At 41.3% G+C, this 21846-nt stretch carries 19 protein-coding genes; 13 read left to right on the top strand and 6 right to left on the bottom strand.

Annotated features, from left to right (window positions below):
* Positions 1–70: 70 nt before the first annotated feature.
* The 8 genes from CXF80_RS08750 (at position 71) to deoD (ending at position 8409) form a co-directional block, all read left to right on the top strand.
* Entirely contained in the window at positions 71–259 is a 189-nt protein-coding gene (locus CXF80_RS08750; protein WP_101032508.1) for a hypothetical protein, read from the top strand.
* 4 nt (positions 260–263) lie between these two features.
* Positions 264–1025: a TatD family hydrolase gene (locus CXF80_RS08745; RefSeq protein WP_101034725.1), complete on the top strand. Its 762-nt coding sequence runs from the start codon at positions 264–266 to the stop codon at positions 1023–1025.
* A gap of 177 nt (positions 1026–1202) precedes the next feature.
* Positions 1203–2513 (top strand): NupC/NupG family nucleoside CNT transporter, encoded by a 1311-nt coding sequence (locus CXF80_RS08740; RefSeq protein WP_101032507.1) that lies wholly within the window; start codon positions 1203–1205, stop codon positions 2511–2513.
* A gap of 358 nt (positions 2514–2871) precedes the next feature.
* Positions 2872–3753, top strand: coding sequence for a nucleoside-specific channel-forming Tsx family protein (locus CXF80_RS08735; RefSeq protein WP_198554820.1), 882 nt, complete (start codon positions 2872–2874; stop codon positions 3751–3753).
* A gap of 380 nt (positions 3754–4133) precedes the next feature.
* Positions 4134–4907, top strand: a complete 774-nt coding sequence (gene deoC / locus CXF80_RS08730; protein WP_101032506.1) for a deoxyribose-phosphate aldolase — start codon at positions 4134–4136, stop codon at positions 4905–4907.
* Between the two features lie 126 nt (positions 4908–5033).
* Positions 5034–6365, top strand: coding sequence for a thymidine phosphorylase (gene deoA / locus CXF80_RS08725; protein WP_101032505.1), 1332 nt, complete (start codon positions 5034–5036; stop codon positions 6363–6365).
* Between the two features lie 12 nt (positions 6366–6377).
* Positions 6378–7595 (top strand): phosphopentomutase, encoded by a 1218-nt coding sequence (locus CXF80_RS08720; RefSeq protein ID WP_101032504.1) that lies wholly within the window; start codon positions 6378–6380, stop codon positions 7593–7595.
* Positions 7596–7698: 103 nt separating this feature from the next.
* Positions 7699–8409, top strand: a complete 711-nt coding sequence (deoD, locus tag CXF80_RS08715) for a purine-nucleoside phosphorylase (RefSeq protein ID WP_101032503.1) — start codon at positions 7699–7701, stop codon at positions 8407–8409.
* A 70-nt stretch (positions 8410–8479) separates the two neighbouring features.
* Here deoD and CXF80_RS08710 read toward each other — a convergent pair whose 3' ends face one another.
* The gene (locus tag CXF80_RS08710) at positions 8480–9154 is read right to left on the bottom strand and encodes an AhpA/YtjB family protein (protein ID WP_101032502.1); all 675 of its coding nucleotides are present in this window, start codon (positions 9152–9154) and stop codon (positions 8480–8482) included.
* A gap of 161 nt (positions 9155–9315) precedes the next feature.
* Here CXF80_RS08710 and serB point away from each other — a divergent pair, with 161 nt between their 5' ends.
* Together serB and CXF80_RS08700 are read left to right on the top strand one after the other, a co-directional pair.
* Positions 9316–10302 (top strand): phosphoserine phosphatase SerB, encoded by a 987-nt coding sequence (gene serB / locus CXF80_RS08705; RefSeq protein WP_101032501.1) that lies wholly within the window; start codon positions 9316–9318, stop codon positions 10300–10302.
* A gap of 541 nt (positions 10303–10843) precedes the next feature.
* A complete protein-coding gene (locus CXF80_RS08700; protein WP_101032500.1) occupies positions 10844–11758 on the top strand; it encodes an alpha/beta fold hydrolase in 915 nt (304 codons plus the stop codon).
* Between the two features lie 200 nt (positions 11759–11958).
* Here the strand turns inward: CXF80_RS08700 and CXF80_RS08695 are convergent, their stop codons facing one another.
* On the bottom strand, positions 11959–14343 hold the full coding sequence (locus CXF80_RS08695) for a PilZ domain-containing protein (protein WP_101032499.1): 2385 nt from the start codon (positions 14341–14343) through the stop codon (positions 11959–11961).
* Positions 14344–14836: 493 nt separating this feature from the next.
* Between CXF80_RS08695 and radA the strand changes: the two genes are divergently transcribed.
* A complete protein-coding gene (gene radA / locus CXF80_RS08690; RefSeq protein ID WP_101032498.1) occupies positions 14837–16216 on the top strand; it encodes a DNA repair protein RadA in 1380 nt (459 codons plus the stop codon).
* A 94-nt stretch (positions 16217–16310) separates the two neighbouring features.
* Here the strand turns inward: radA and CXF80_RS08685 are convergent, their stop codons facing one another.
* The 4 genes from CXF80_RS08685 to ubiU all read right to left on the bottom strand — a co-directional run bounded on the left by CXF80_RS08685 (position 16311) and on the right by ubiU (position 20733).
* Positions 16311–16676: a PilZ domain-containing protein gene (locus tag CXF80_RS08685; RefSeq protein WP_101032497.1), complete on the bottom strand. Its 366-nt coding sequence runs from the start codon at positions 16674–16676 to the stop codon at positions 16311–16313.
* 157 nt (positions 16677–16833) lie between these two features.
* Complete coding sequence (locus CXF80_RS08680; protein ID WP_101032496.1) at positions 16834–18186, bottom strand: YjiH family protein; 1353 nt, start codon at positions 18184–18186, stop codon at positions 16834–16836.
* 618 nt (positions 18187–18804) lie between these two features.
* A complete protein-coding gene (locus CXF80_RS08675; RefSeq protein ID WP_101032495.1) occupies positions 18805–19722 on the bottom strand; it encodes a U32 family peptidase in 918 nt (305 codons plus the stop codon).
* Between the two features lie 9 nt (positions 19723–19731).
* Positions 19732–20733, bottom strand: a complete 1002-nt coding sequence (gene ubiU / locus CXF80_RS08670) for a ubiquinone anaerobic biosynthesis protein UbiU (RefSeq protein ID WP_101032494.1) — start codon at positions 20731–20733, stop codon at positions 19732–19734.
* A gap of 140 nt (positions 20734–20873) precedes the next feature.
* On the opposite strand from ubiU, the gene ubiT reads away from it, so the two are divergent.
* Both ubiT and CXF80_RS08660 read left to right on the top strand, forming a co-directional pair.
* Positions 20874–21383 (top strand): ubiquinone anaerobic biosynthesis accessory factor UbiT, encoded by a 510-nt coding sequence (gene ubiT / locus CXF80_RS08665; protein ID WP_101032493.1) that lies wholly within the window; start codon positions 20874–20876, stop codon positions 21381–21383.
* Between the two features lie 214 nt (positions 21384–21597).
* Entirely contained in the window at positions 21598–21786 is a 189-nt protein-coding gene (locus CXF80_RS08660) for a hypothetical protein (RefSeq protein WP_101032492.1), read from the top strand.
* The last annotated feature ends 60 nt before the right edge of the window (positions 21787–21846 follow it).

Genomic DNA, 21846 nt, shown 5'->3' with positions numbered 1-21846 from the left:
GTTTTTGCAGAGATGTTAAAAAAGGTGGCTTTGCCGCCTTTTTTATTATTGTTTTTATGAGGGAATTAGGATGGTTAACGCTATTATTAAGCTATTTATTGTCAAACCTTGGCAAAAATACATTTTATGGTGTGATGACATGGGATTAACCCTAGAAAATAAACGTAGTTGTGTACCAAGGTTGAGCGAACCTGAAATGGATAGACCAAAAACTGAACCCACAGTGCACCAGGTTTATCGTGCCAATGAAAAACAGTGACCTTATGATTGATACTCATGCTCATCTTGATATGTCAGCGTTCGATGATGATAGAGAACAGCTGTTTGAGGCTATGCATCGTAGCGGTATTACGTCGGTAATTTTACCGGGTGTGTCGGTTGACCAATGGCAAAAGCAAATCCAAATAGCGCAACAATTTGATTGTTTTTTTTCGCTTGGTATTCACCCTTGGTACGTGCCTGAGAACATTGATGCGGCCATTATTAAGCTAGATGCAATTTTACAACAACATAGTAAAAATAAGCGTTTGGTGGCTGTTGGGGAGTGTGGGTTGGATAAATTACATCATTGGTCTGATAAGCAATTGTTGTTACTTGATAAACAGTTAGCTCTTGCTAAAGCTTATCAATTACCTGTCATTTTACATGCTGTTAAAGCTCATCAAGAATTACTGACAATGTTGGCACACTTTAGACTGCCAAAAGGCGGCGTTGTGCATGGCTTTTATGGTAACAGTGACATTGCCAAACGTTATATTTCGCTCGGTTTTAAATTAGGTGTTGGTGGCTTAATACTCAACCCTAGTGCAAAAAAGCTTCGTGAAACAGTGGTCAATTTACCGTTAGAACATTTTTTATTGGAAACTGATTCGCCTAGCATGGCGCCATTTGATCATCCAAAATCGCGTAACACCCCACTCATCCTTTCCCGTGTTGTGTCCGAGATCGCATTTTTAAAGGAAAAGTCGACTGTCTGTATATTAGAACAGTTGAATAGTAATGCTTTGCAACTGTTTGACCTTTAGTTATTTTTTAATGAACACCTTAAGTTAAATATTTTTTAATGTTGTAAGGGTTTGAAATTAAACTTTAAAAACTTGATCAAAACGACGCTTTTCGTTTCACGCTCAGTTATAATCATCAGCGGAAATTAGGTGAGTTAACAACATTCAAAAAAACTGTTAACAAAAGGGTGATGATTAATGGATATAGTAATGAGTTTAGTAGGGGTGGTCACCTTACTATTGATAGGTTTCGCACTATCAAATAATAAAAAAGCAATTAACAAACGTACCGTTTTGGGTGCACTAGCAATTCAGGCCGCTTTCGGTGGTTTCGTATTGTATGTACCCGTTGGGCAAGAAGTGCTTGGCGGTGTATCAATGGGTGTTGCCAATGTTATTGGTTACTCTCAAGCTGGTATCGACTTCCTATTTGGTGGTCTAGGTACTGACGCAATGTTCTCAAATGGTGTTGGCTTCGTCTTCGCTATTCGCGTACTACCCGTCATTATCTTCTTCTCTTCTTTGATTGCTGTACTTTATTACCTTGGCATTATGCAGTTGGTTATTAAGTTCATCGGTGGTGGTCTTCAGAAGGCTCTAGGTACAAGCCGTACAGAATCTATGGCTGCTACTGCAAACATCTTCGTTGGTCAAACTGAAGCGCCGCTTGTTGTTCGTCCTTTCATTGCGACTATGACAAACTCTGAGCTATTCGCCATCATGGTGGGTGGTTTAGCATCAATCGCTGGTGCAGTACTTGCTGGTTATGCTGGTATGGGCGTTAAAATTGAGTACTTGGTTGCAGCTTCTTTCATGGCAGCTCCAGGTGGCCTATTAATGGCTAAGCTTATTCACCCAGAGACTGAAGAAACTAAGAACGAAATGGACGATCTGCCTGAAGACACTGATAAGCCTGCTAACGTCATTGACGCTGCGGCTGCTGGTGCTGCTTCTGGTATGCATTTAGCACTTAACGTTGGTGCAATGCTGCTTGCTTTCGTTGGTCTTATCGCCATGCTTAACGGCATGTTAGGCGGCCTTGGCGGACTCGTTGGTTTTGAGAACCTTACTCTAGAGCTTATCTTAGGTTACTTGTTCATGCCTTTAGCATTCCTTATCGGTGTGCCTTGGAATGAAGCAATGGTTGCTGGCTCGTTCATTGGTCAGAAGATCATTGTTAACGAATTCGTCGCTTACCTAAACTTTGCTCCTTACCTTAATGATGCCGCTATAGCGTGTACCAGTGTTGCTAGTGAAGTCGCTAAAGGCTTACCACTATGCGTGGAAGGAACACAAGCTGCGATGACTGCTAGAACTCAAGCTATCATCTCATTCGCATTATGTGGTTTTGCTAACTTGTCTTCAATCGCAATTCTACTAGGTGGCCTAGGCGCTATGGCTCCAAGCCGTCGTCATGACCTTGCTAAGCTTGGTGTTCGTGCTGTTATAGCCGCATCGCTTGCCAACTTAATGAGCGCGACAATAGCCGGTCTATTCTTAGCTATCTAAGAGCAAGTCCAGGGGGTATCCCCCCCAAAAAACTGGGTCTTTAGATTCATAAAGACTAAAGACCCAGTGTGTAACAATGTTGTTATTGATTTTTGTGTTAATCCACCGTTTCCCAATACGAAGTTATGCCGTTTTAGTGATTGTAAAAGAGGATACATTAAAACCTCTAGTCAAAATTAAAATGTCAAAGTGTTAACAATTCGTAGACAAAAAGTCGCGACATTGTTCACAAAATAGAATTTTGTATTCGTTTTTTATCGATTAAATATTGAGATTAATATCAGTAACGGTAAGATACGAATGACTAAAAAGAAGTGCTATCTAAGAAGATAGTTAAATAATATACATGGGGTTGATGATGAAAAAATTAAATACTTTAGTATTAGCAAGTACAGTTGCACTAGCAGGTTCTGCATTTACTGTTTCTGCTGCCGAGCAAACTGGCGACATTCATGCTAACGATTATAATTGGATGCAGTTTAACATTATGTATGCAATAGATGAGCATCCAATTGCAAACGAAGATGAAGCTACTCATAACTATTTAGAAATGGAGTTTGGCGGTCGTTCTGGTTTTGTTGACCTCTATGGTTATGTTGATGTGTTCAACTTAGGTAACAGTGATTCAGGCGATAAAGCTGACGGCGCGAGCAAAATGTTCATGAAGTTCGCTCCTCGTTTTTCTCTTGATGCCATTACGGGTACTGATTTATCTTTAGGCCCAGTTCAAGAAGTATACTTATCTACTCTATTTAACTGGGGTGGCGGCGCTATCAATACAGATGGCAATGGTGCTGGCGATGTTAACATGTCTTTCTGGGGTGTTGGTGCGGATGTAATGGTTCCATGGTTAGGTAAAACTGGCATGAACCTTTATGGTGCTTATGACATTAACCGTAAAGACTGGAATGGTTACCAATTCTCGGCTAACTGGTTCAAGCCATTTGTTTTCTTTGAAGATAAGAGCTTTCTATCTTTCCAAGGCTATGTCGATTACCAATTCGATATGGATGAAGAATATTCTGGTACAAATTCCGATGGTGACTTTAATAACACTGAACACGGTGGAGCTGCATTCTTCGGTCTTTATTATCACACAGACCGTTTTGCTCTAGGTTATGGTGGTAAGTACTTCTACCATGCATATGGCTTAAATGATAACGCGTTTAAGAATGAATTCTGGGGTGGTTTAGATACTACTGGTTGGACTCATTTCCTTACCGCAACTTACAAAATCTAGTTGTTTAAGATATAATTTAATGGAGCCGCGTTTAGCGGCTCCATATTTTACCGTAACAAGGATATCGAACTTTCATTTAAAATCATTGTCTAATAATAGTGTTTTTATATAAAGGTTTGTACTCTACAAGGTCTTATTTTTACGCGCTAAAAAGGATTTTTCGCGGAATAGTTGAAACAAATGTCTTTGTTTTACCTTTTCCGGTCTTCAAGGATTCAAGTCGTGGTACTCGTTATCAGATTGAATACTTAGGTTAGTAAATATCACCTAGATTTACTGGCAATACTGAAGGCCCGGCCATAATTATAATAATATGCCAGCTACATAGTGTTGCCTGAAAAAAAATTATCGACTTTGATTTTTCGTTTCGGAGAGCAATTATGACTGATTTAAAAAAAGCGGCGTCACGCGGTATTTCATTAATGGATTTAACCACGTTAAATGACGATGATACCGATCAAAAAGTGATCGATTTATGCCACAAAGCCAAGTCTCCAGCGGGTAATACTGCGGCGATTTGTATTTATCCTCGCTTTATTCCTATTGCACGTAAAACACTTAATGAACTTGATTGTGAAGACATTAAGATTGCTACAGTGACCAACTTCCCACACGGTAATGATGATATCGCTATAGCGGTATTAGAAACTCGCGCTGCCATTGCCTATGGCGCTGATGAAGTTGATGTTGTGTTCCCATACCGTGCTTTAATGGCAGGCAATGAGACGGTTGGCTTTGAACTGGTTAAAGCGTGTAAAGAAGAGTGTGGTGATGATGTCTTGTTAAAAGTTATTATCGAATCTGGTGAGTTAAAAGATCCAGCACTTATCCGTAAAGCCTCTGAATTAGCGATTGATGCAGGTGCTAATTTCATCAAAACTTCGACCGGAAAAGTCGCGGTTAATGCCACGCTTGAAGCTGCTGAAATTATGTTAACCGTCATCAGCGAGAAAAACCGTCAGGTTGGGTTTAAGCCTGCTGGCGGCGTGCGAGATGCAGCGAAAACGGCAGAGTTTTTAGCCTTAGCCGAGCGTATTTTAGGTGCAGATTGGGTCAGTCCTCAGACATTCCGTTTTGGTGCATCTAGCTTATTAAATAGCTTGTTGCATACGCTCGAATTGACTGAAGCGCCTACGCCTACTTCAGGCTACTAATTCGTAAGATGCGCTAATAGCCACTTTGGATGATGAATTATCGTTATGCAAAGCGTCATCAATTGATGACATTCCAGATATTAATGGCGATCCTAAAGGTGTTGGATTGCCTAATAGGGACTCAATATGTTTCTTGCTCAAGAGATTATCCGTAAAAAACGTAACGGCGATGCACTAAGTACTGCAGAAATTCAATTTTTTGTTGATGGCATCACCCATAACACGGTTTCTGAAGGCCAAATTGCTGCGTTCGGCATGGCGGTGTACTTCAAAGATATGAATATGGACGAACGTATTGCATTAACGATAGCAATGCGTGATTCCGGAGCCGTATTAAATTGGGATTCACTCGGCCTTGATGGCCCTATTATTGATAAACATAGTACCGGTGGTGTAGGCGATGTCATAAGCCTAATGCTTGGCCCTATGGCGGCGGCTTGTGGTGGTTATGTGCCGATGATTTCGGGGCGTGGCCTAGGTCATACTGGCGGTACGCTAGATAAATTTGATGCTATTCCAGGTTATCAAACAGAACCGTCAAGTGAATTATTCCGCAAAGTGGTAAAAGATGCTGGTGTGGCCATTATTGGCCAAACGGGCGATCTTGTTCCTGCCGATAAACGTTTTTATTCAATCCGCGATAATACCGCAACGGTTGAATCTATTTCACTTATCACCGCCTCAATTTTATCTAAAAAATTAGCCGCAGGTTTAGATGCGCTCGCAATGGATGTCAAAGTAGGCAGTGGCGCATTTATGCCAACCTACGAGGCATCTGAAGAATTAGCTCGTAGTATTACTGCGGTAGCTAATGGTGCTGGCACAAAAACAACTGCATTGCTGACCGACATGAATCAGGTATTGGCTTCTTGCGCAGGTAATGCGGTTGAAGTGCGTGAGGCGATTAACTTTTTAACAGGTCAATATCGTAACCCTCGTTTATATGCGGTCACCATGGGTTTATGTGCAGAAATGCTTGTTTTAGGTGGTATAGCACACAACGAAGCCGAAGCACGTAATAAGCTTAATGCTGTATTAGACAATGGTAAAGCGGCAGAGGCATTTGCTAAAATGGTGGCGGGTTTAGGTGGCCCAACAGATTTTGTTGAGTCATACGATAAGTATTTACCTCACGCGAAGATTATTCGCCCTGTCTATGCCAATACCTCTGGCTTTGCTTACAAAATGGATACACGAGAACTTGGTTTAGCGGTTGTGACCTTAGGTGGCGGACGTCGCAAACCAGGAGATACACTGGATTATAGTGTTGGATTAACTCAAGTATGCGCACTCGGTCAGGCAGTTAACAAAGATATCCCGTTAGCGATGATCCATGCTCAATCTGAAGATGCGTTTGCAGAAGCTGCCGCGGCTATTCAGCAAGCGGTTATTATTGGCGATAGCGCGCCTGAGAAGACGCCTGAAATTTATCGTTATATTCGCGCTTCAGATTTATAAAGGAAAGACATAATGAAACGTACTTTTATCTTAATGCTCGACTCTTTTGGAGTTGGAGCTGCTACTGATGCCGATAAGTTTGGTGATGTTGGCTCAGATACTTTTGGTCACATCGCTCAAGCTTGTGCAGAAGGTAAAGCGGATATCGGCCGTCAAGGGCCATTGAAGTTGCCTAATCTTGCTCGCTTAGGCTTAGGCCATGCTGGTTTTGAAAGCACGGGTCAGTTTGCTGCAGGATTTGATGATAATGTCGAGATCATTGGTGCTTATGGCCATGCAGACGAATTAAGTTCAGGTAAAGATACCCCAAGTGGGCACTGGGAAATGGCCGGTGTTCCTGTTCTCTATGAATGGGGCTATTTTAGTGATTTGACCAACTCATTCCCAAAAGAGTTAACTGATAAAATTCTTGAGCGTGCTGGTTTAGAAGATTTTCTAGGCAACAGCCATGCATCGGGTACTAAAATTCTAGAAGAGTTAGGCGAAGAGCACATGAAAACAGGCAAGCCTATTTTCTATACTTCTGCAGACTCTGTTTTCCAAATCGCTTGTCATGAAGAAAGCTTTGGTTTAGAAAACTTATACAACTTGTGCAAAATCGCCCGCGAAGAGTTAGAGCCTTATAACATTGGCCGTGTGATTGCACGTCCGTTTGTCGGAACTGGCGCTGCTGATTTTGTGCGTACTGGTAACCGTCATGATTATGCAGTATTGCCCCCTGCGCCAACCGTATTAGATAAGCTTAAAGACGCTGGCGGTGACGTGGTGAGTATCGGTAAGATTTCTGATATATATGCTCACAGTGGTATTACTCAGCAGTTTAAAGCCACCGGGCTTGAAGAATTATTTGATCAAACATTAACGCAAATTAACCGTGCTGGTGATAACACCATAGTATTTACTAATTTTGTTGATTTTGACTCTCATTATGGCCACCGCCGTGATACCGCTGGTTATGCTAAAGCACTTGAGTATTTCGATTCGCGTTTACCCGAACTGTTAGCGATTTTGCAACCTGACGATTTAGTGGTTTTCACTGCTGATCACGGCTGCGATCCTACTTGGGTTGGCACTGAACACACTCGTGAGCGTGTTCCTGTATTAGCCTATGGTGCAGGTTTACCTGCGGGTTCATTGGGGCGTCGTCAGTCTTTTGCTGATATTGGTCAGTCTATTGCGAGTTATTTTGAACTAGAACCAATGGATTATGGTGAATCTTTTATTAATTAGCCATAATTGCAAACGACGGTTCTATTTAAAGTTCAATGGTTTTGCTAAACTGTAAACATAATTAAGCAATACTAAATAATATATAAATATAGGGGTTATACAAATGGCTACACCACACATTAATGCAGTAGAAGGCGCATTTGCTGAGACAGTTTTATTTCCTGGCGATCCACTTCGTGCGAAATATATAGCTGAAACATTTTTAGAAAATGTTGAACAAGTCACTGACGTTCGTAACATGCTAGGTTTTACCGGTACTTATAAAGGTAAACGTATTTCTGTTATGGGGTCAGGTATGGGCATTCCATCTTGCTCTATCTATGCACACGAGTTAATCAAAGACTACGGTGTTAAGAACCTAATCCGTGTTGGTACTTGTGGTGCGATTAGCACTGACGTAAAAGTACGCGACGTGATTATTGGTATGGGTGCTTGTACTGATTCTAGAGTGAACCGTTTACGCTTTAAAGATAATGACTTTGCCGCAATTGCTGATTACAGTTTATTAAGTGCAGTGGTTGACTCTGCTAAAGCACATGGCACTAAAGTCCGTGTTGGTAATGTATTTTCAGCTGATTTATTCTACACTCCAGATCCACAAATGTTTGATGTTATGGAGAAAATGGGCATTTTAGGCGTCGAAATGGAAGCCGCTGGTTTATATGGTGTTGCACATGAGTTAGGCGCTAAAGCCTTATGTGTTGCGACAGTATCAGACCATATCCGTACTGGTGAGAAAACCACATCTGATGAGCGTCAAACAACATTCAGCGACATGATTATTATGACGTTAGATGCAGCGTTAACGTTCTAATCTTTACGGTACATTTTTTACTGTACATAATAAAATGGGCACTGATTAGTGCCCATTTTTGTTTTGTAGATTACTGGTTTTTATCGGTATCGGCTTCGGAAGTCGGCTGGGGAGTCAACGATATTTTTTTGGTTTTTTTATGTAATTTGACCCGAGTCCTTCGGCGATCAAAATCTGCTCGTTTAAATGATAAAGCCCGTGAAAGTAATAAGCCAATGAAGCCCGCTACGATCAACATCATTTGCTGTAATTCCATATTCTGTTCATGCAAGATTTTAATTTCGTCAAAAAAGATATCCAGATTTAAACGCACTTCGACATAGCCTAAATTGTTATCATCTTGAATGACGTTTTCAATTAAAGGAGGATACGGCTTTAATAAGCCTTTTAACGCCTCTGAGTCCGCTTCTAAGCTTTCATAAGATACGCTTTGGGCAAAGGCTAACCTGACACCTTGCGAATTATAGATATTGACCGACATCACTTTGGGATCTGCAGCCAGTGCTGATGCTAACCATTGCAGTTGTTCATCATTTTGCAGAAACATCGCCGGAGCGGCACCATTAGCGGCTTGCTGTGCTAACAATCTTGCCATCACTTTTGTTTGTGAATTTAGTAATTTTTGACCATTACGTAAACTCGATTGCCACAAGTACATCAGACCGAAGATCAGCGCTATTGCCACTATGATTTGCACAATCCTGCTGAATTTTTGTCTTTTCTTAAGACCTTTAACAAAAATCACTTTAATCCTTAGTGTTTTTTCTATTTAATTGGAAGCTGTCTTGAGGCTGTTTTTGTCGAGCAGCCATTAAGTGCCGGTCCCATTACACAGAATCATCAAAAAGCTATATTAATCGAAAAATTTGTCAGTAGATAGTCGTAACATACTAAGAGGCCATATTGATGCTGGAACAACGTGACAATGTCTTACTAAATTTCTTGTTTTCAGATATTTGTGATAAATATCAACATCTAGGACGTGTATTATATCGTTATCAAGAATCTGATTATTTACTGAGCTTACAATCTTATTTTCCGTATCGTTGTCGGATTATTTTTAGTGTTGAATGCTCAACTGAGATTGAATCTTGGTTATCGTTAATTTCATCCGATGCTCATATCGCAAAGCTAGTCAGGCAGAATGATTTATTAGGTTTTGAACTGTCGACTCAAACAGTAAATGATAAATGGATTGCATCATTTCCACAGAACATAGCCGCTGAAATTGTACTTATTCAACAACCTTTAGCACGCCTAAATCAACCGGGTTTGTTAGTGATGGATATGGACTCTACAGCCATTGACATTGAATGTATTGACGAACTCGCTGCCATGGCCGGTGTTGGTGAAGGCGTTGCCGCAGTCACGGCAAGCGCAATGCGTGGTGAGTTAGATTTTGAGCAGTCTTTAAGGCTACGGGTCAGTAAGCTTGCTGGTGCCGATGCTGCCATTATTCAAGAACTGTGCGATACGTTACCGTTAATGCCCGGTCTTGAAGCCATGTTAGCCGAGCTAAAATCGCATCAATGGAAATTGGTGGTCGCATCCGGTGGTTTTACACCCTTTGTGAGCTATTTAAAAACATTACTGGGTCTGGATGCCGCGTTTGCCAACGAACTGGTTATTGTGGATGGCAAGCTCAGTGGCGAAGTGACTGGTCAAGTTGTTGATGCTCAATTTAAGGCGAAAGTGGTTAGTCAGTGCGCCGAACAATGGGCCATTGCATCAGGGCAACGAGTGGCGATTGGTGATGGTGCCAATGACATTGCGATGATCCAAGCTGCCGATTTAGGTGTGGCATTTCATGGCAAGCCTACATTAATTGCCGCTGCAGATGTGTCAATACACCATGTTGATTTACGCGCGTTAGTGTTTTTATTACAGGCGTAGCGGGTAGGTCGTTGGCGCAGTGCACATTCTGATGAATGGCAAGCCTACATTAATTGCCGCTGCAGATGTGCTAATATAAGGCAAGCTGTTGATTTACGTGCGTTAGTGTTTTTATTACAGGCGTAGCGGGTAGGCAGTTGGCGCAGTGTGCATTCTGATGAATGGCAAGCCTACATTAATTGCCGCTGCAGATGTGCTAATACAAGACACCATGTTGATTTACGCGCGTTAGTGTTTTTATTACAGGCGTAGCGGGTAGGTCGTTGGCGCAGTGTACATTCTGATGAATGGCAAGCCTACATTAATTGCCGCTGCAGATGTGCTAATACAAGACACCATGTTGATTTACGCGCGTTAGTGTTTTTATTACAGGCGTAGCGGGTAGGTCGTTGGTGCAGTGTACATACTGATAAATGGTATTACATCATCTTAGCTCAGGATAAGCATTAAGGTTACCACTAGAATGAAGACGCTATTCTAGTTGTGTTTCACGGCAGTAGTGTTAGTTTGAGATTCATTATTACTAACATAACTGCCTATTTTGACAACAGATATCCAACAAGACTCACTGTTTATCCCTTACCGTAATGGCCAATTGCATCTGCGACACATTCGTCATACTACGCCAACGGCTCTTGGGGTGCCTATTTTGATGCTGCATGGTGCTATGTCTAATGGACGGGTGTTTTATAGTGACTCAGGCCGTGGTTTAGGCTGTTTTTTAGCTAAAGCTGGCTTTGATATTTATGTGATGGATACCGCGGGGCGAGGGTTAAGTGAGCCTAAAATTCATCGCGACTTTACTTTGGGTCAAGGTGAGGTGATCCGTGAACAATTGCCATTGGTGCAACAGTTTATTTTACAGCGTCATCCTTTAGTTAATAAAGTGCATTGGTGTGCCCATTCATGGGGCGGGGTATTAATGGCGAGCAGCTTGGCTCGGTATACTCATTTACAGTCAAGCGTTGCCTCGTTACTCACCTTTGGTTGTAAACGTACTATCAAGGTGAGATCACTTAAAAAATGGTTGATGGTCGATTTTTTCTGGAATCGGTTTGCGCCATTTTGCATTGCCAGGCAAGGCTATTTTGACGCCAGTCGATTTCGCGTCGGCATGGATAATGAGAGCAGTGCATCATTATTACAAACCATTGATTGGGTCAGGGGTGATTGGATTGATCATGACGATAATTTTCATTATGCCCAAGCGGCAGCAAAAGCAGTGTGGCCGCCAGCATGGTTTATCGCTGGTAAAAACGATCATGTTTTAGGCAATCCATCCGATGTGCGCGATATGATAGATGAATGCGGTTTTAGCCAGGTTAAGTACACTTTGCTCGCCAAAGAAAAGGGCAATTTATTGGACTATGATCATGCGGGGATGTTGACTGATCGACAAGCCGAGCAAGATCACTTTGTACAAATTAAACAATGGTATTTATCATTGTCAGGTTAGTTAACCTTAGTTCGGGATAATAAACGGTTATCAAACAATCCTTTGTCCCGCTCACTGCGTTATATTAACTTGCAATAGGCTAGCTCGATGCGCCTTGTTAGCAAAACAAATCTCAAGTTCGATATTAAATAGGTCAAATACTCTTATTGTGGTTTATTTATCCCAGATCTTAAGCCGAGTTGAAGTGAGTTAAAGATTGGTTAAGCAAGCGTCATTACACTCGGGAAACGGATTTCAACTTCAGTGGTAATATCCAATAATTCACCTGAACCGATAACTTTCCACAATTGTTCTTCCAACTGCTTTGCTCGGTGGTGAGCATGAATGTGGATATATTCTAGCTCGCGTCTAATATAGCTCATATCGGGCTTGTCTGTTGCTCCTACATACACTCTTAATGCCATAAAGCGACCGACTTTTTTACTCTGGGTAATAAATTGAATCTGTTGCGCGTTGTTACCCAGTTCAGATTTGAGCTTACATTGGATCTGCACTGCACCTCTAGGATGGCGAGTGAGTTGCATAAACACCTCAAAAAAGCCCATTTCGTGATTCGGTTTCATCAATTTGAGAGGATCTATAATCTGTTGTTTTAATACATTGTTGTCCAATAGTGGCAGTAAATTGTACTGCAGCACTTTGTCACTGTCTTGGGCAAATAGATGGCTGATTTCGTCGGTTGTCGTGCCGATACCTATATAAGCCATTTTTGCGGCTTTTACTGTTTTTTCGATAAAGTAAGGTACCCCAGGTAACTGACGCATAACAAGGTTTTTCATGCCATCGGCCAATTCTTTTTGTTGACCTTCATTATCTGATAATTGTTCGAGTTTTTGTTTATTGTGGGCAATGAGTTTATTTAAAAACTCGACGCCTTCGTGCGGTGAATGACCAATGGTGGCACTTAAATGCAAGGTCAATCCATTCATCCTGCTACGAATTAATTGATAAGGTAAATGGGTTAAATTGGCCTTGCCAGCTGCGGCTTGAAGACGTGGAAATGACAATGACACGGCACCAGGTTCAGTAAAGTTAGTTGATTGTTCTAAAGTCAGCTGTAAACCTCTGCTCGAAATATCATGAGAGATGCCTGTAACCTGTTTACCACCTTGTTCGATCGTCACTAAGGTTTTAAACACGAATCGAGCCTCATGGCGCCGTTCACTAAATGGCATGGATACTTTTTTGATATTGTTTTGGTTAACTTTAGCTTGAGCAAAAATCTTTAGGCCATTAACATCGGATTGAACAGACCAAGATTGATAGTCTTTACGAGCATCTTTATTAGTTAAATCAATTAATTGTAAAGTATGGCTAAATTGAGATAATTGTTGCTCTGTTAGGGCAGCATATCGTGCATCATCACCCGGTAAGGTAGATGTTTTGTAGTTTTTACTGTGATCAATCGGCTGGGTGATAATTTTAAACACTCGCCAACTGGCTTTTGCTGAGGCAAAGCCTAGAAATAAATGGATATTTTTGGTCGCTTTAAGCTCTGCTAAGTTAGCAGAATAAAAATATAATTTACCGTTAGTCTTATGGGTAAAACTGAAGAGGTAGCAATAATCGCTATTGCTTGGGTATTTGATAAGTTGGCTTAAGCGCTTGCTATTAATTAAACTAGGCAACTGACTGATTTTATTTTCATCTTGAAAATAATGTTGGATCGGTTGGTTACCTCTACCCAGCAATTGGTGGGTTATCTCTGGCTTGCCGTCAATAATAGAAGCAAACAGCGGTAAATGCGTTAATAGCGGCAAGTAGTGACGTTCATAACCCAATCCTGTCGCCGTTACAATGACGTCGTTGACATCCACTTTATAACGAAATTTATAGCTGCGGATAAGCTTGGATAGCACGTTATCTAATGCCTCTGCGCCGCCAAGTCTTTTCAGTCTAAAGATAGCACTATCATCTTTATTTTGAATATCGACTATTTGATAATCAACGCCTTGCTGTAAATCTTCTAGGTAAAATTCATCACCGAGTTCTAGTAGCTTTACCCGTAATGGCTTGTCTTGGTCTAAGTGATGTTTTAATGGCAACTTAATGCGGGCACCGCCGACGGATAAATCAAGGGTAACGCCATTAACTTCAGTTATTCCTTGCTGAGAAACCATAATCCGAATGCTATAATTCATGCGTTCTTCGCAGCGATTAAAGTAGCTGCCGAGTACGACTCCAGGTACAAGAAATGGATTTTCTTGGTTAACAATCTCGACTGGGCCATTTTCTCTTAGCTTAATGCGCCGTGATTTATGGGTTTGTATAACGTGCTCATATACCCCTAGGGTATATTTGTTACGGTATAACGGCAGTGCTTGTAACAAGGCTTCTTTAGCGGGTGCGTCTAGAAAGTGCTTTTGATTGGCGACGATGACTTCTTCACAGGGCAGTTCCGTTTTATGACGCAAATCAATAATTCGGGTGCATAAAGATGAGATACGGTTTAACTCCATTTTCAAAAGAAAACGGGTTGAATTAGATTCGTCAAAAGTTAACTGTTCGAACACGTCCTGAAAATCAGGTTCCATGAACAGTGGTTTGAGTTGTTCAATTAATGCACTGTGATTGTCTAAACTCATTATTATGTCGTTTCAAATGCTTATGGTGAGTCTGGCTGATATCTTTATCGGCAAGAAATTGCTGATCTTTATAGTAATATATATTTCAGTGATGTTCGAGAAGTATGCTGAAATGATATTGTGGGTAATTGATCCGCCATTAATATTAACCTAGTGTATTAATGATAACGTGGCATTGATCTAACGCTTAGTCACGCTGGGTTCAAGTAACAAGTAACAAGTAACAAGTAACTAATAACAAGTGCAACTTGCTACTCACTTATCGCTTATTTATATCGTGTGTGGACAAGATTGTAACCGTTGGCAACGCTCTGGCTAAATATCCTTGTTATTGTTGTTATAGGTTTGAGTTGTTTAAGCAGCCATTTTTCCTTGTTGTTGATGATAAGTATAAGTAGTAAAAATAGTGTCTTAATAGCGATTATTTATTAGGGCTGGGACTGAATAAGTTGAATCGTAATGTATTTAATTGATTTACAACATGGGAATTAACATGGCTAAAGCTCCAAAAATGACATTTGTTTGTGACGATTGTGGCCAAGATTATCCGCGTTGGCAGGGGCAGTGTCGTTGTGGTGCGTGGAATTCTTTGGTCGAAATGAAATTATCAGCATCAAAGAGTTCAACGTCACGCTCATCGGTACTCGGGTATGCGGGTGGAGTCGGCGGCGGCTCGAAAAAACTCAGTGAAGTTGAGTCAGAGGACGCCGAAAAAAGACTGACTCAGATAGGGGAGTTGGACCGAGTATTAAGCGGTGGCTTAACAACAGGGTCGGTGAATATTATTTCAGGTGATCCTGGTGCGGGTAAAACAACCCTGTTATCTGATTTGGTCGCGCGAATGTCGCAATCAATGGCTTCATTGTACTGTACGGCTGAAGAGTCATTATCTCAGTTTAAAAACCGGGTTAATCGTTTAAAGCTTAATTACAACGAAGATAACTTGTATCTGCTGTCTGAAACCAGCGTAGAAGCCATTATTGAGGAGCTAGACGCTAAGCAAATTAAGTTTGCCGTGATTGATTCTATTCAAGCTGTGGTTACTGATGCGGCAAATGGTAGCCCAGGGTCACCCTCACAAGTTAAAACAGCGGCACAGGCCTTTACCCAATATTGTAAAAAAAATAATGTCACTATGTTTATTATTGCTCATGTGAATAAAAATAACGAAATTGCCGGCCCGCAAACCTTAGTGCATATCGTCGATGCATTGTTACATATTGATACCAATGACGGTCAAATTCGGACTTTGCGCGCCAATAAAAACCGTTTTGGCGATGTTGATACCGTGGGTATATTCCGCATGAGTGAGCGCGGCATGCTCAGCGTTGATAACCCAAGCGAAATATTCCTATCAGGCTCGACCACTGACTCACCGGGTTCGACTATTACTTGTATACGTAAAGGTAACCGTAACTTACTGTTAGAAATACAATGTTTAACCACGGAAACTGAATCAGAGTTCCCACAACGCGTGTGTGTTGGATTAAACATGAATCGAATTAAGATGTTAACTGGTATTTTACGTAAACATACTAAAACTAAGATATTCCATGATACGTTTTTTAATATAGTGGGCGGTTTGAAAATTGATGAGTCAGAAACCTGTATCGACTTAGCGCTTGTAACCGCATTATTGAGCAGTTTAAATGACTTTGTCGTGCCTAGAACGACTTGCATCATGGGGGAGTTGAGCTTAAACGGCGATGTGCGCCCAATTGATAGTGGTGTGCCGAGGGTAAAGGAAGCTGCGCAGCATGGGTTTACGGAAATTTTTATTCCATTTCGTAATTATCATAAAACCATGGAAGGGCTTGGCGCAAAAATTATCCCCGTTAAAACTATCCATGAGTTACTTGAACTAATTAAATAACCCTCGATTGATAGCGCTGGAACTTGCGATTAACAGGGTAGGTCATTGACTTACCCTTTTGGCATGTTAACTGACAATGATTATCGGTCAATTTTTAAGGTACAGGAGTGATTAAAGACGTAATTTCACGATTTAATAATTCTGCATCACCCATATTCAGTTCAATAATTCGGCGAAGGTGAGTAATACTTTCAACATCGATATGAGTACATTTTAAGCCAAGGTGCTCAGGTGTTTTATGCACAATGGCGGCTTGCATTTTTAGTTCGATATCAGAATCAGGTAACATAAATTCGAGAGTTAAGATGCTATTGAGTTGACCGGTATATCCTAGCGGTAGCTCAACTAATGCGCCATTGAGACTTAAATCTAAAATCTTAGTTCGCCAAGTTTGTTCTGTTTGTGCGATATAAGCACTGGCATCAAATAATATACGAGAAAATTTACGCCTGTTGTCCATGGTTTACCCTTATTTATCAGTACCGCTATTACACTGAGTCAATGTTTATCTTTCAAGCATACTTGATTTTTGTTGATTACGCAGAGAATATTTAGCATAAAAAAGGAGCACGTTGTGCTCCTTTTTTATATTGAGTTATTAAGTTCTCTTGCTTCAACTACACCAGTAAATGGCCCATTAATGCAATAATAGGAAGCGTCACTAAGGTTCTTAAAATAAAGATAACGAATAGCTCAAAAAAGTTAACTGGGATTTTACTACCAATCAAAAGAGCACCTACCTCGCTCATATAAATAAGCTGAGTGACCGATAATGCGGCAATAACAAAACGGGTTAAGTCTGACTCAATAGAGCTGGCTAAAATGGAGGGAATAAACATATCGGCAAATCCCACCACAATCGTTTTCGACGCTGCGGTGGCTTCAGGGATTTGCAGCAGCTCTAATAGTGGAATAAATGGCATCCCTAAGTAGTTAAAAAGAGGGGTATGTTCAGCTAACACCAATGCGACGGTACCAATACCCATAACAACAGGGATCACCCCAAATATCATATCAACAACGTTTTTAACCCCTTCAGTTAGCACATGCTTTATCCCACCGGCCTTAGAGGCGCGTTGCATTGCTTGTTCAAATCCCCACGAAAATACCCCATGACTGGCTGGGATGGTTTCGTCATCTTCATGGCGAGGGGTATCATCGATGTAATTATCTTTTTTCCATGACAGCGGAGGTAATTTAGGTACTATGATTGCTGCAACAAAACCGGCTAAACACACAGTGAGATAAAACGGGACAAAAAGGTGTTCAAGTTTGACTTGTGATATGACCACTAGGCTAAAGGTTATCGACACCGCAGAGAAGGTTGTGCCAATAACAGCAGCTTCGCGCGCGGTATAAAAACGAGTTTCGTATTGTTTGGTGGTCATTAAAATACCCACACTGCCGTCACCTAGCCAAGAGGCCATACAGTCAATGGCACTGCGTCCGGGTAAATTGAATATGGGACGCATCACTTTAGTCAATAAAGTGCCAAAAAATTCCAATAAACCAAAATTGAGTAATAGTGGTAATAACATGCCAGCAAAGATGAATACTGAAAACAGTACAGGCACTAAATCATTCAGTACTAAGCCACCGGTTGCCGATGAAATAATTGCTTCTGGTCCCACTTGCAAATAAACCATCACGATAAAGATTGCGCCTAATATTCGTATGGCTAACCAAAATAAATTCACTTTCAGCAAAGTGCGTAAAAAAGTGCTTTTACGCACGAATTTAGGATTAATGAGCCTCGTGAGCAACGAGGCTAATGCCATTAATACAACGATGCAGGTAACAATAAGCTGGATCGAGCTGCCCATTTGGCTTTGCAATGCTTTTGAGATAATGGCAATTGGAATGGTAATCGAACCTTCAATATTGATAGGCGTCATAAACAGTAGTAAGCCAATCAGTGACGGAATAATAAAGGTGAGAATTGTTTTAATGCTATGTGTTTTTTGTGTCACGTTAAATACACCTTACTTATGTGCTTTAAGTTGGCCAGCTGTGCTACCCAACGGTTTATCATGGACAGAAATTGAATGTCCATTCAGTTGTGTTTTTTGGGTAGGCAAGGTTACCCCCTTATCTGCTGTATGTAAAACGAATACTTAGTCGAATAGATATTAGTTAAATGTGAGTAGATATTTACTTAGGGTAAAGGTCAGGGTATATAATAAAACCCTAATATAAGCATTAGATTGGATATTTGTTGCTAAGGTGTTTTATCTTTGGCTTTATGTTGATATGCATTGTTTTAGCGCCATTAATGAGCACGGATATCCTTCTCGTGATGCTCACTTTCATTAATGGCGCTAGTGCGTTTATACCCACAACCTCGAAATACAGGATTAGAGTTCAAGGTTCTCGGAATAGGGCACCTACGGCTGCTAGGGCGACCTTCAGTCTGCTAGATACTAGATACTAGATACTAGGACTTAGGGACTTAGGAATCGTGATATTAAAAAGGGAGTTACCTTTCTCTTCAATCACTGCCTTTTTCAGTTATCCTAAGGGCTCTTTGAAACGAGCATGTTGAAGTGACTTGGGTATATTCAGGACCCATTCGGAAGGTTTTTGGGATTTTAGGCACAGTCCATGCCGGGTAATCCTAACCAATAACCATTACAATGATGATTGATAATCGATGCATGGTTTTGATCATTTAACTGTTTTTTGATCAGGGTTTCAATATTCAGTGAGTTGTTTTTTGCATGCTCTAATGCATGGGCAAGATCTGAACCCATGGCAATATCGGTTAATTTATTGGGCGATATCCGCCAATAATCAATGCCCATATCCACCATCTGTGGGATTTGCTTAATCAGATTCACCTGTGCCGCTGACTGCGTTTGAATACCGTTCAAGCGTAATAAAGGTTGCGACTCCTGGGTTTGAGCCAGTAAACCTTTGCTGTGTCGTTGGCAAATTGTTTGGCATTTGTCTTTAGGAAGTTGGTAATGTTTGGCGGTAAAGCAACGCGCAGAATGAGCTAATGGTAAATATCCGTGGCCGAGCACTTCAATTTCAAACTTAGGTTTATTACCCTGATTAATAACTGAACTTAACCATTGTTGTGATAGTTCGCAAGGCATCACAAAACGGAACATCCCTTTTTGATGCAATAAATCAAGACTGGTTCGATTGTAATTATTAATTGTTGGTCCGCACACAAAGGGAACTTTGGCTTGGTGCGCATAATGCACCGCAGCCATATCATTGGCTTCAATACTGAAATCACCATTCTCAATCGCCCGTTTTAGCTCATTGAGTTCAGATTGTGCTTCTATTAGTGCCATGGTCGATAGCACCACATGCTTACCGTGAGATTTAAGCATATTGGCAAGGTTAAGATAGTCGTTAAACTTCAGTTCACGACGGCGACTGCACACTGTTTCACCCAAATAAACGGTATCGATATTACTTAACGCGACTTGATCATAGAAATGTTCAACGTCAGTTTTTGACCAGCAGTAACTAATTGGAGCAAGTGATATTTTCATTGTGCAACCTTATTGCCATTGACGCTCATAAGCGCCCAATGTAGTAATTTGACCTTCAGATACTTTTGCTAACGCTTGTGACCATTGCGGTTGTTCTTGAAAAGACTCGGGACTGGCCAAATAAGCGTCGATAGCACTGCGCCAAACGTGAGTGACTTGGCTAACATAAGCAGGGCTGCGCTGACGGCCTTCAATTTTGAGTGATTTGATCCCCGCTCGGGCAAGTTCAGGTAATAAGCTTAAGGTGTTTAAACTGGTAGGTGATTCCAGTAAATATTTTGCGTCATGATCGTATTCGGCAACATAACGGCCTTTACAGACCACGGGATAACCTAGTTGTTGGCTCGCATCGGCTTTATCGATTAACACATCATTGAGCCGAGTCAGCTTGTCGCTGCCAGCATCTTGCCAGCGCACATGGTTAGCAGGGGAACATGAGCCGCCTGTATTAGGTGATTGGCCTGTGACATAAGATGATAAATGACAGCGTCCTTCAGCCATGATGCATAAACTCCCAAAAGCAAAGACTTCAAGTTCAACCGGGCTCACTTTGGCTAAATCTCGAACTTGTTTCATTGACAGTACTCGTGGCAACACTGCTCGCTCAATATTAAAAGCCTGTTGATAGAATGACAATGCACCTAGGTTTGTGGCACTGGCCTGTACTGATAAATGCAAGGGAAGGTGTGGGTAGTGCTGGTGGGCATAATCGAGCAATGATAGATCCGCTACTATGAGTGCATCCATGTTTAACTGTGCCGCTAAATCGACGGCTTGATACCAACGATGTTCTTCACCGGGTTTAGGAAAGGTGTTTAGAGTTAAAAAGACTTTTCGGCCTTGGCGATGGGCCAATTGGGTGGCTTGCGTTAGCTGTGAGGCCGAAAAGTTTAAGCCTGCAAACGAACGCGCATTGGTGTCATCTTTAAGTCCGAGGTAAACCGCATCAGCGCCGGCATTGAACGCGGCTTTCAGTGACGCTAAATTACCTGCGGGGCATAAGAGTTCCATTTTGGTGTGCTCATTTTTTTTTAAGAAGAGGAGTGTAAATGTGATTGAGTTAACATGATTTGATTTAAAACAGGTTTCGTTAGATCAATTACCAGTAAACTGACTCTATTACTCGTTCTATTTCCAAGTAGGTACTCTCGATGGCTCAAGCGTTTACACAACAATTATCGCAACACTTATCGCAACAGTTGTTACATTTTGCGCCTCAAGTTAGCCGTCGTTCATTGAACGTGATGCCGGAAAAGTTAAAAATAATCGTCATCAATAAACTACTGAATTTAGTGTTAGCTGAACAATTGATGTCAGATGAACTCCATTTTCTACAGCAAAAGTGGGTCGGTATTTGTGTCGACGATATTGGTTTACGTTTTGAGGTGAGTGTGGACACACAATTACAGGTGCGATCTTTTACTCAGCCCGATGTGACATTCAGTGCCAATGTGCCTGAGTTAGTTTTGGTTGCGGCAGGTAAAGAAGATCCAGACACACTCTTTTTCCAGCGTAAATTACGCATTGAAGGGGATACTGAATTAGGGTTAGAAGTCAAAAATATGTTGCTGTCTATTGAATTAGAGAACTTACCTAAACCAGCGCAAATTGGCATTGAAAAATTTGCAAAAATGCTGCAAATATTAACAGCTAATGAGTGATTGCCTTGTTGTTTAATATAAAAAAACGGCGCATTTAGCGCCGTTTTTGCCGATGTCAGATGCTCAATGTTGACATGACAACTTGTCCGTAAGCATGGCGAATTGATTTAGCCATGGGTCTTGTGACTCTGCTGTGGGTCTGAATTTATACCATCAATGGCACAAACCGATCCGCAAGTCGGCTTGTCGAAGATATCCACGGCTCCAGTGCTTCATGGACCAATGTTTTACGCATTCAGTGCCTTATGCATTCAGTGTCGGTTTTATCACCATCGCCGAAAACCCATTGACCGACACTAAGCGACGTCGGTGGGGTGTTCATAACAGCTTCACCTATGGTGATAGCCTTTTAGGGCATTCGGGTTCATACATCACAATGAATGTCGCTATCGTCGCTGATTAAGACCATAAAAATATCCGCTAAACTGAGTTTAGCGGATATTGATTTTCCGACGCAAAGCGT

The organism is Shewanella sp. Actino-trap-3, from assembly GCF_002836275.1.
In the GTDB taxonomy this organism is placed as follows: domain Bacteria; phylum Pseudomonadota; class Gammaproteobacteria; order Enterobacterales; family Shewanellaceae; genus Shewanella; species Shewanella psychromarinicola.
This window is presented reverse-complemented; position numbering and strand designations above follow the sequence as displayed.

What these genes read in the sequence shown, in the direction of transcription:
- CXF80_RS08750 (WP_101032508.1), top strand. Translation starts at nt 71, where the DNA reads ATGGTTAACGCTATTATTAAGCTATTTATTGTCAAACCTTGGCAAAAA.
- CXF80_RS08745 (WP_101034725.1), top strand. Translation starts at nt 264, where the DNA reads ATGATTGATACTCATGCTCATCTTGATATGTCAGCGTTCGATGATGAT.
- CXF80_RS08740 (WP_101032507.1), top strand. Translation starts at nt 1,203, where the DNA reads ATGGATATAGTAATGAGTTTAGTAGGGGTGGTCACCTTACTATTGATA.
- CXF80_RS08735 (WP_198554820.1), top strand. Translation starts at nt 2,872, where the DNA reads ATGAAAAAATTAAATACTTTAGTATTAGCAAGTACAGTTGCACTAGCA.
- deoC (WP_101032506.1), top strand. Translation starts at nt 4,134, where the DNA reads ATGACTGATTTAAAAAAAGCGGCGTCACGCGGTATTTCATTAATGGAT.
- deoA (WP_101032505.1), top strand. Translation starts at nt 5,034, where the DNA reads ATGTTTCTTGCTCAAGAGATTATCCGTAAAAAACGTAACGGCGATGCA.
- CXF80_RS08720 (WP_101032504.1), top strand. Translation starts at nt 6,378, where the DNA reads ATGAAACGTACTTTTATCTTAATGCTCGACTCTTTTGGAGTTGGAGCT.
- deoD (WP_101032503.1), top strand. Translation starts at nt 7,699, where the DNA reads ATGGCTACACCACACATTAATGCAGTAGAAGGCGCATTTGCTGAGACA.
- serB (WP_101032501.1), top strand. Translation starts at nt 9,316, where the DNA reads ATGCTGGAACAACGTGACAATGTCTTACTAAATTTCTTGTTTTCAGAT.
- CXF80_RS08695 (WP_101032499.1), bottom strand. Translation starts at nt 14,343, where the DNA reads ATGAGTTTAGACAATCACAGTGCATTAATTGAACAACTCAAACCACTG.
- radA (WP_101032498.1), top strand. Translation starts at nt 14,837, where the DNA reads ATGGCTAAAGCTCCAAAAATGACATTTGTTTGTGACGATTGTGGCCAA.
- CXF80_RS08685 (WP_101032497.1), bottom strand. Translation starts at nt 16,676, where the DNA reads ATGGACAACAGGCGTAAATTTTCTCGTATATTATTTGATGCCAGTGCT.
- CXF80_RS08675 (WP_101032495.1), bottom strand. Translation starts at nt 19,722, where the DNA reads ATGAAAATATCACTTGCTCCAATTAGTTACTGCTGGTCAAAAACTGAC.
- ubiU (WP_101032494.1), bottom strand. Translation starts at nt 20,733, where the DNA reads ATGGAACTCTTATGCCCCGCAGGTAATTTAGCGTCACTGAAAGCCGCG.
- ubiT (WP_101032493.1), top strand. Translation starts at nt 20,874, where the DNA reads ATGGCTCAAGCGTTTACACAACAATTATCGCAACACTTATCGCAACAG.
- CXF80_RS08660 (WP_101032492.1), top strand. Translation starts at nt 21,598, where the DNA reads ATGGACCAATGTTTTACGCATTCAGTGCCTTATGCATTCAGTGTCGGT.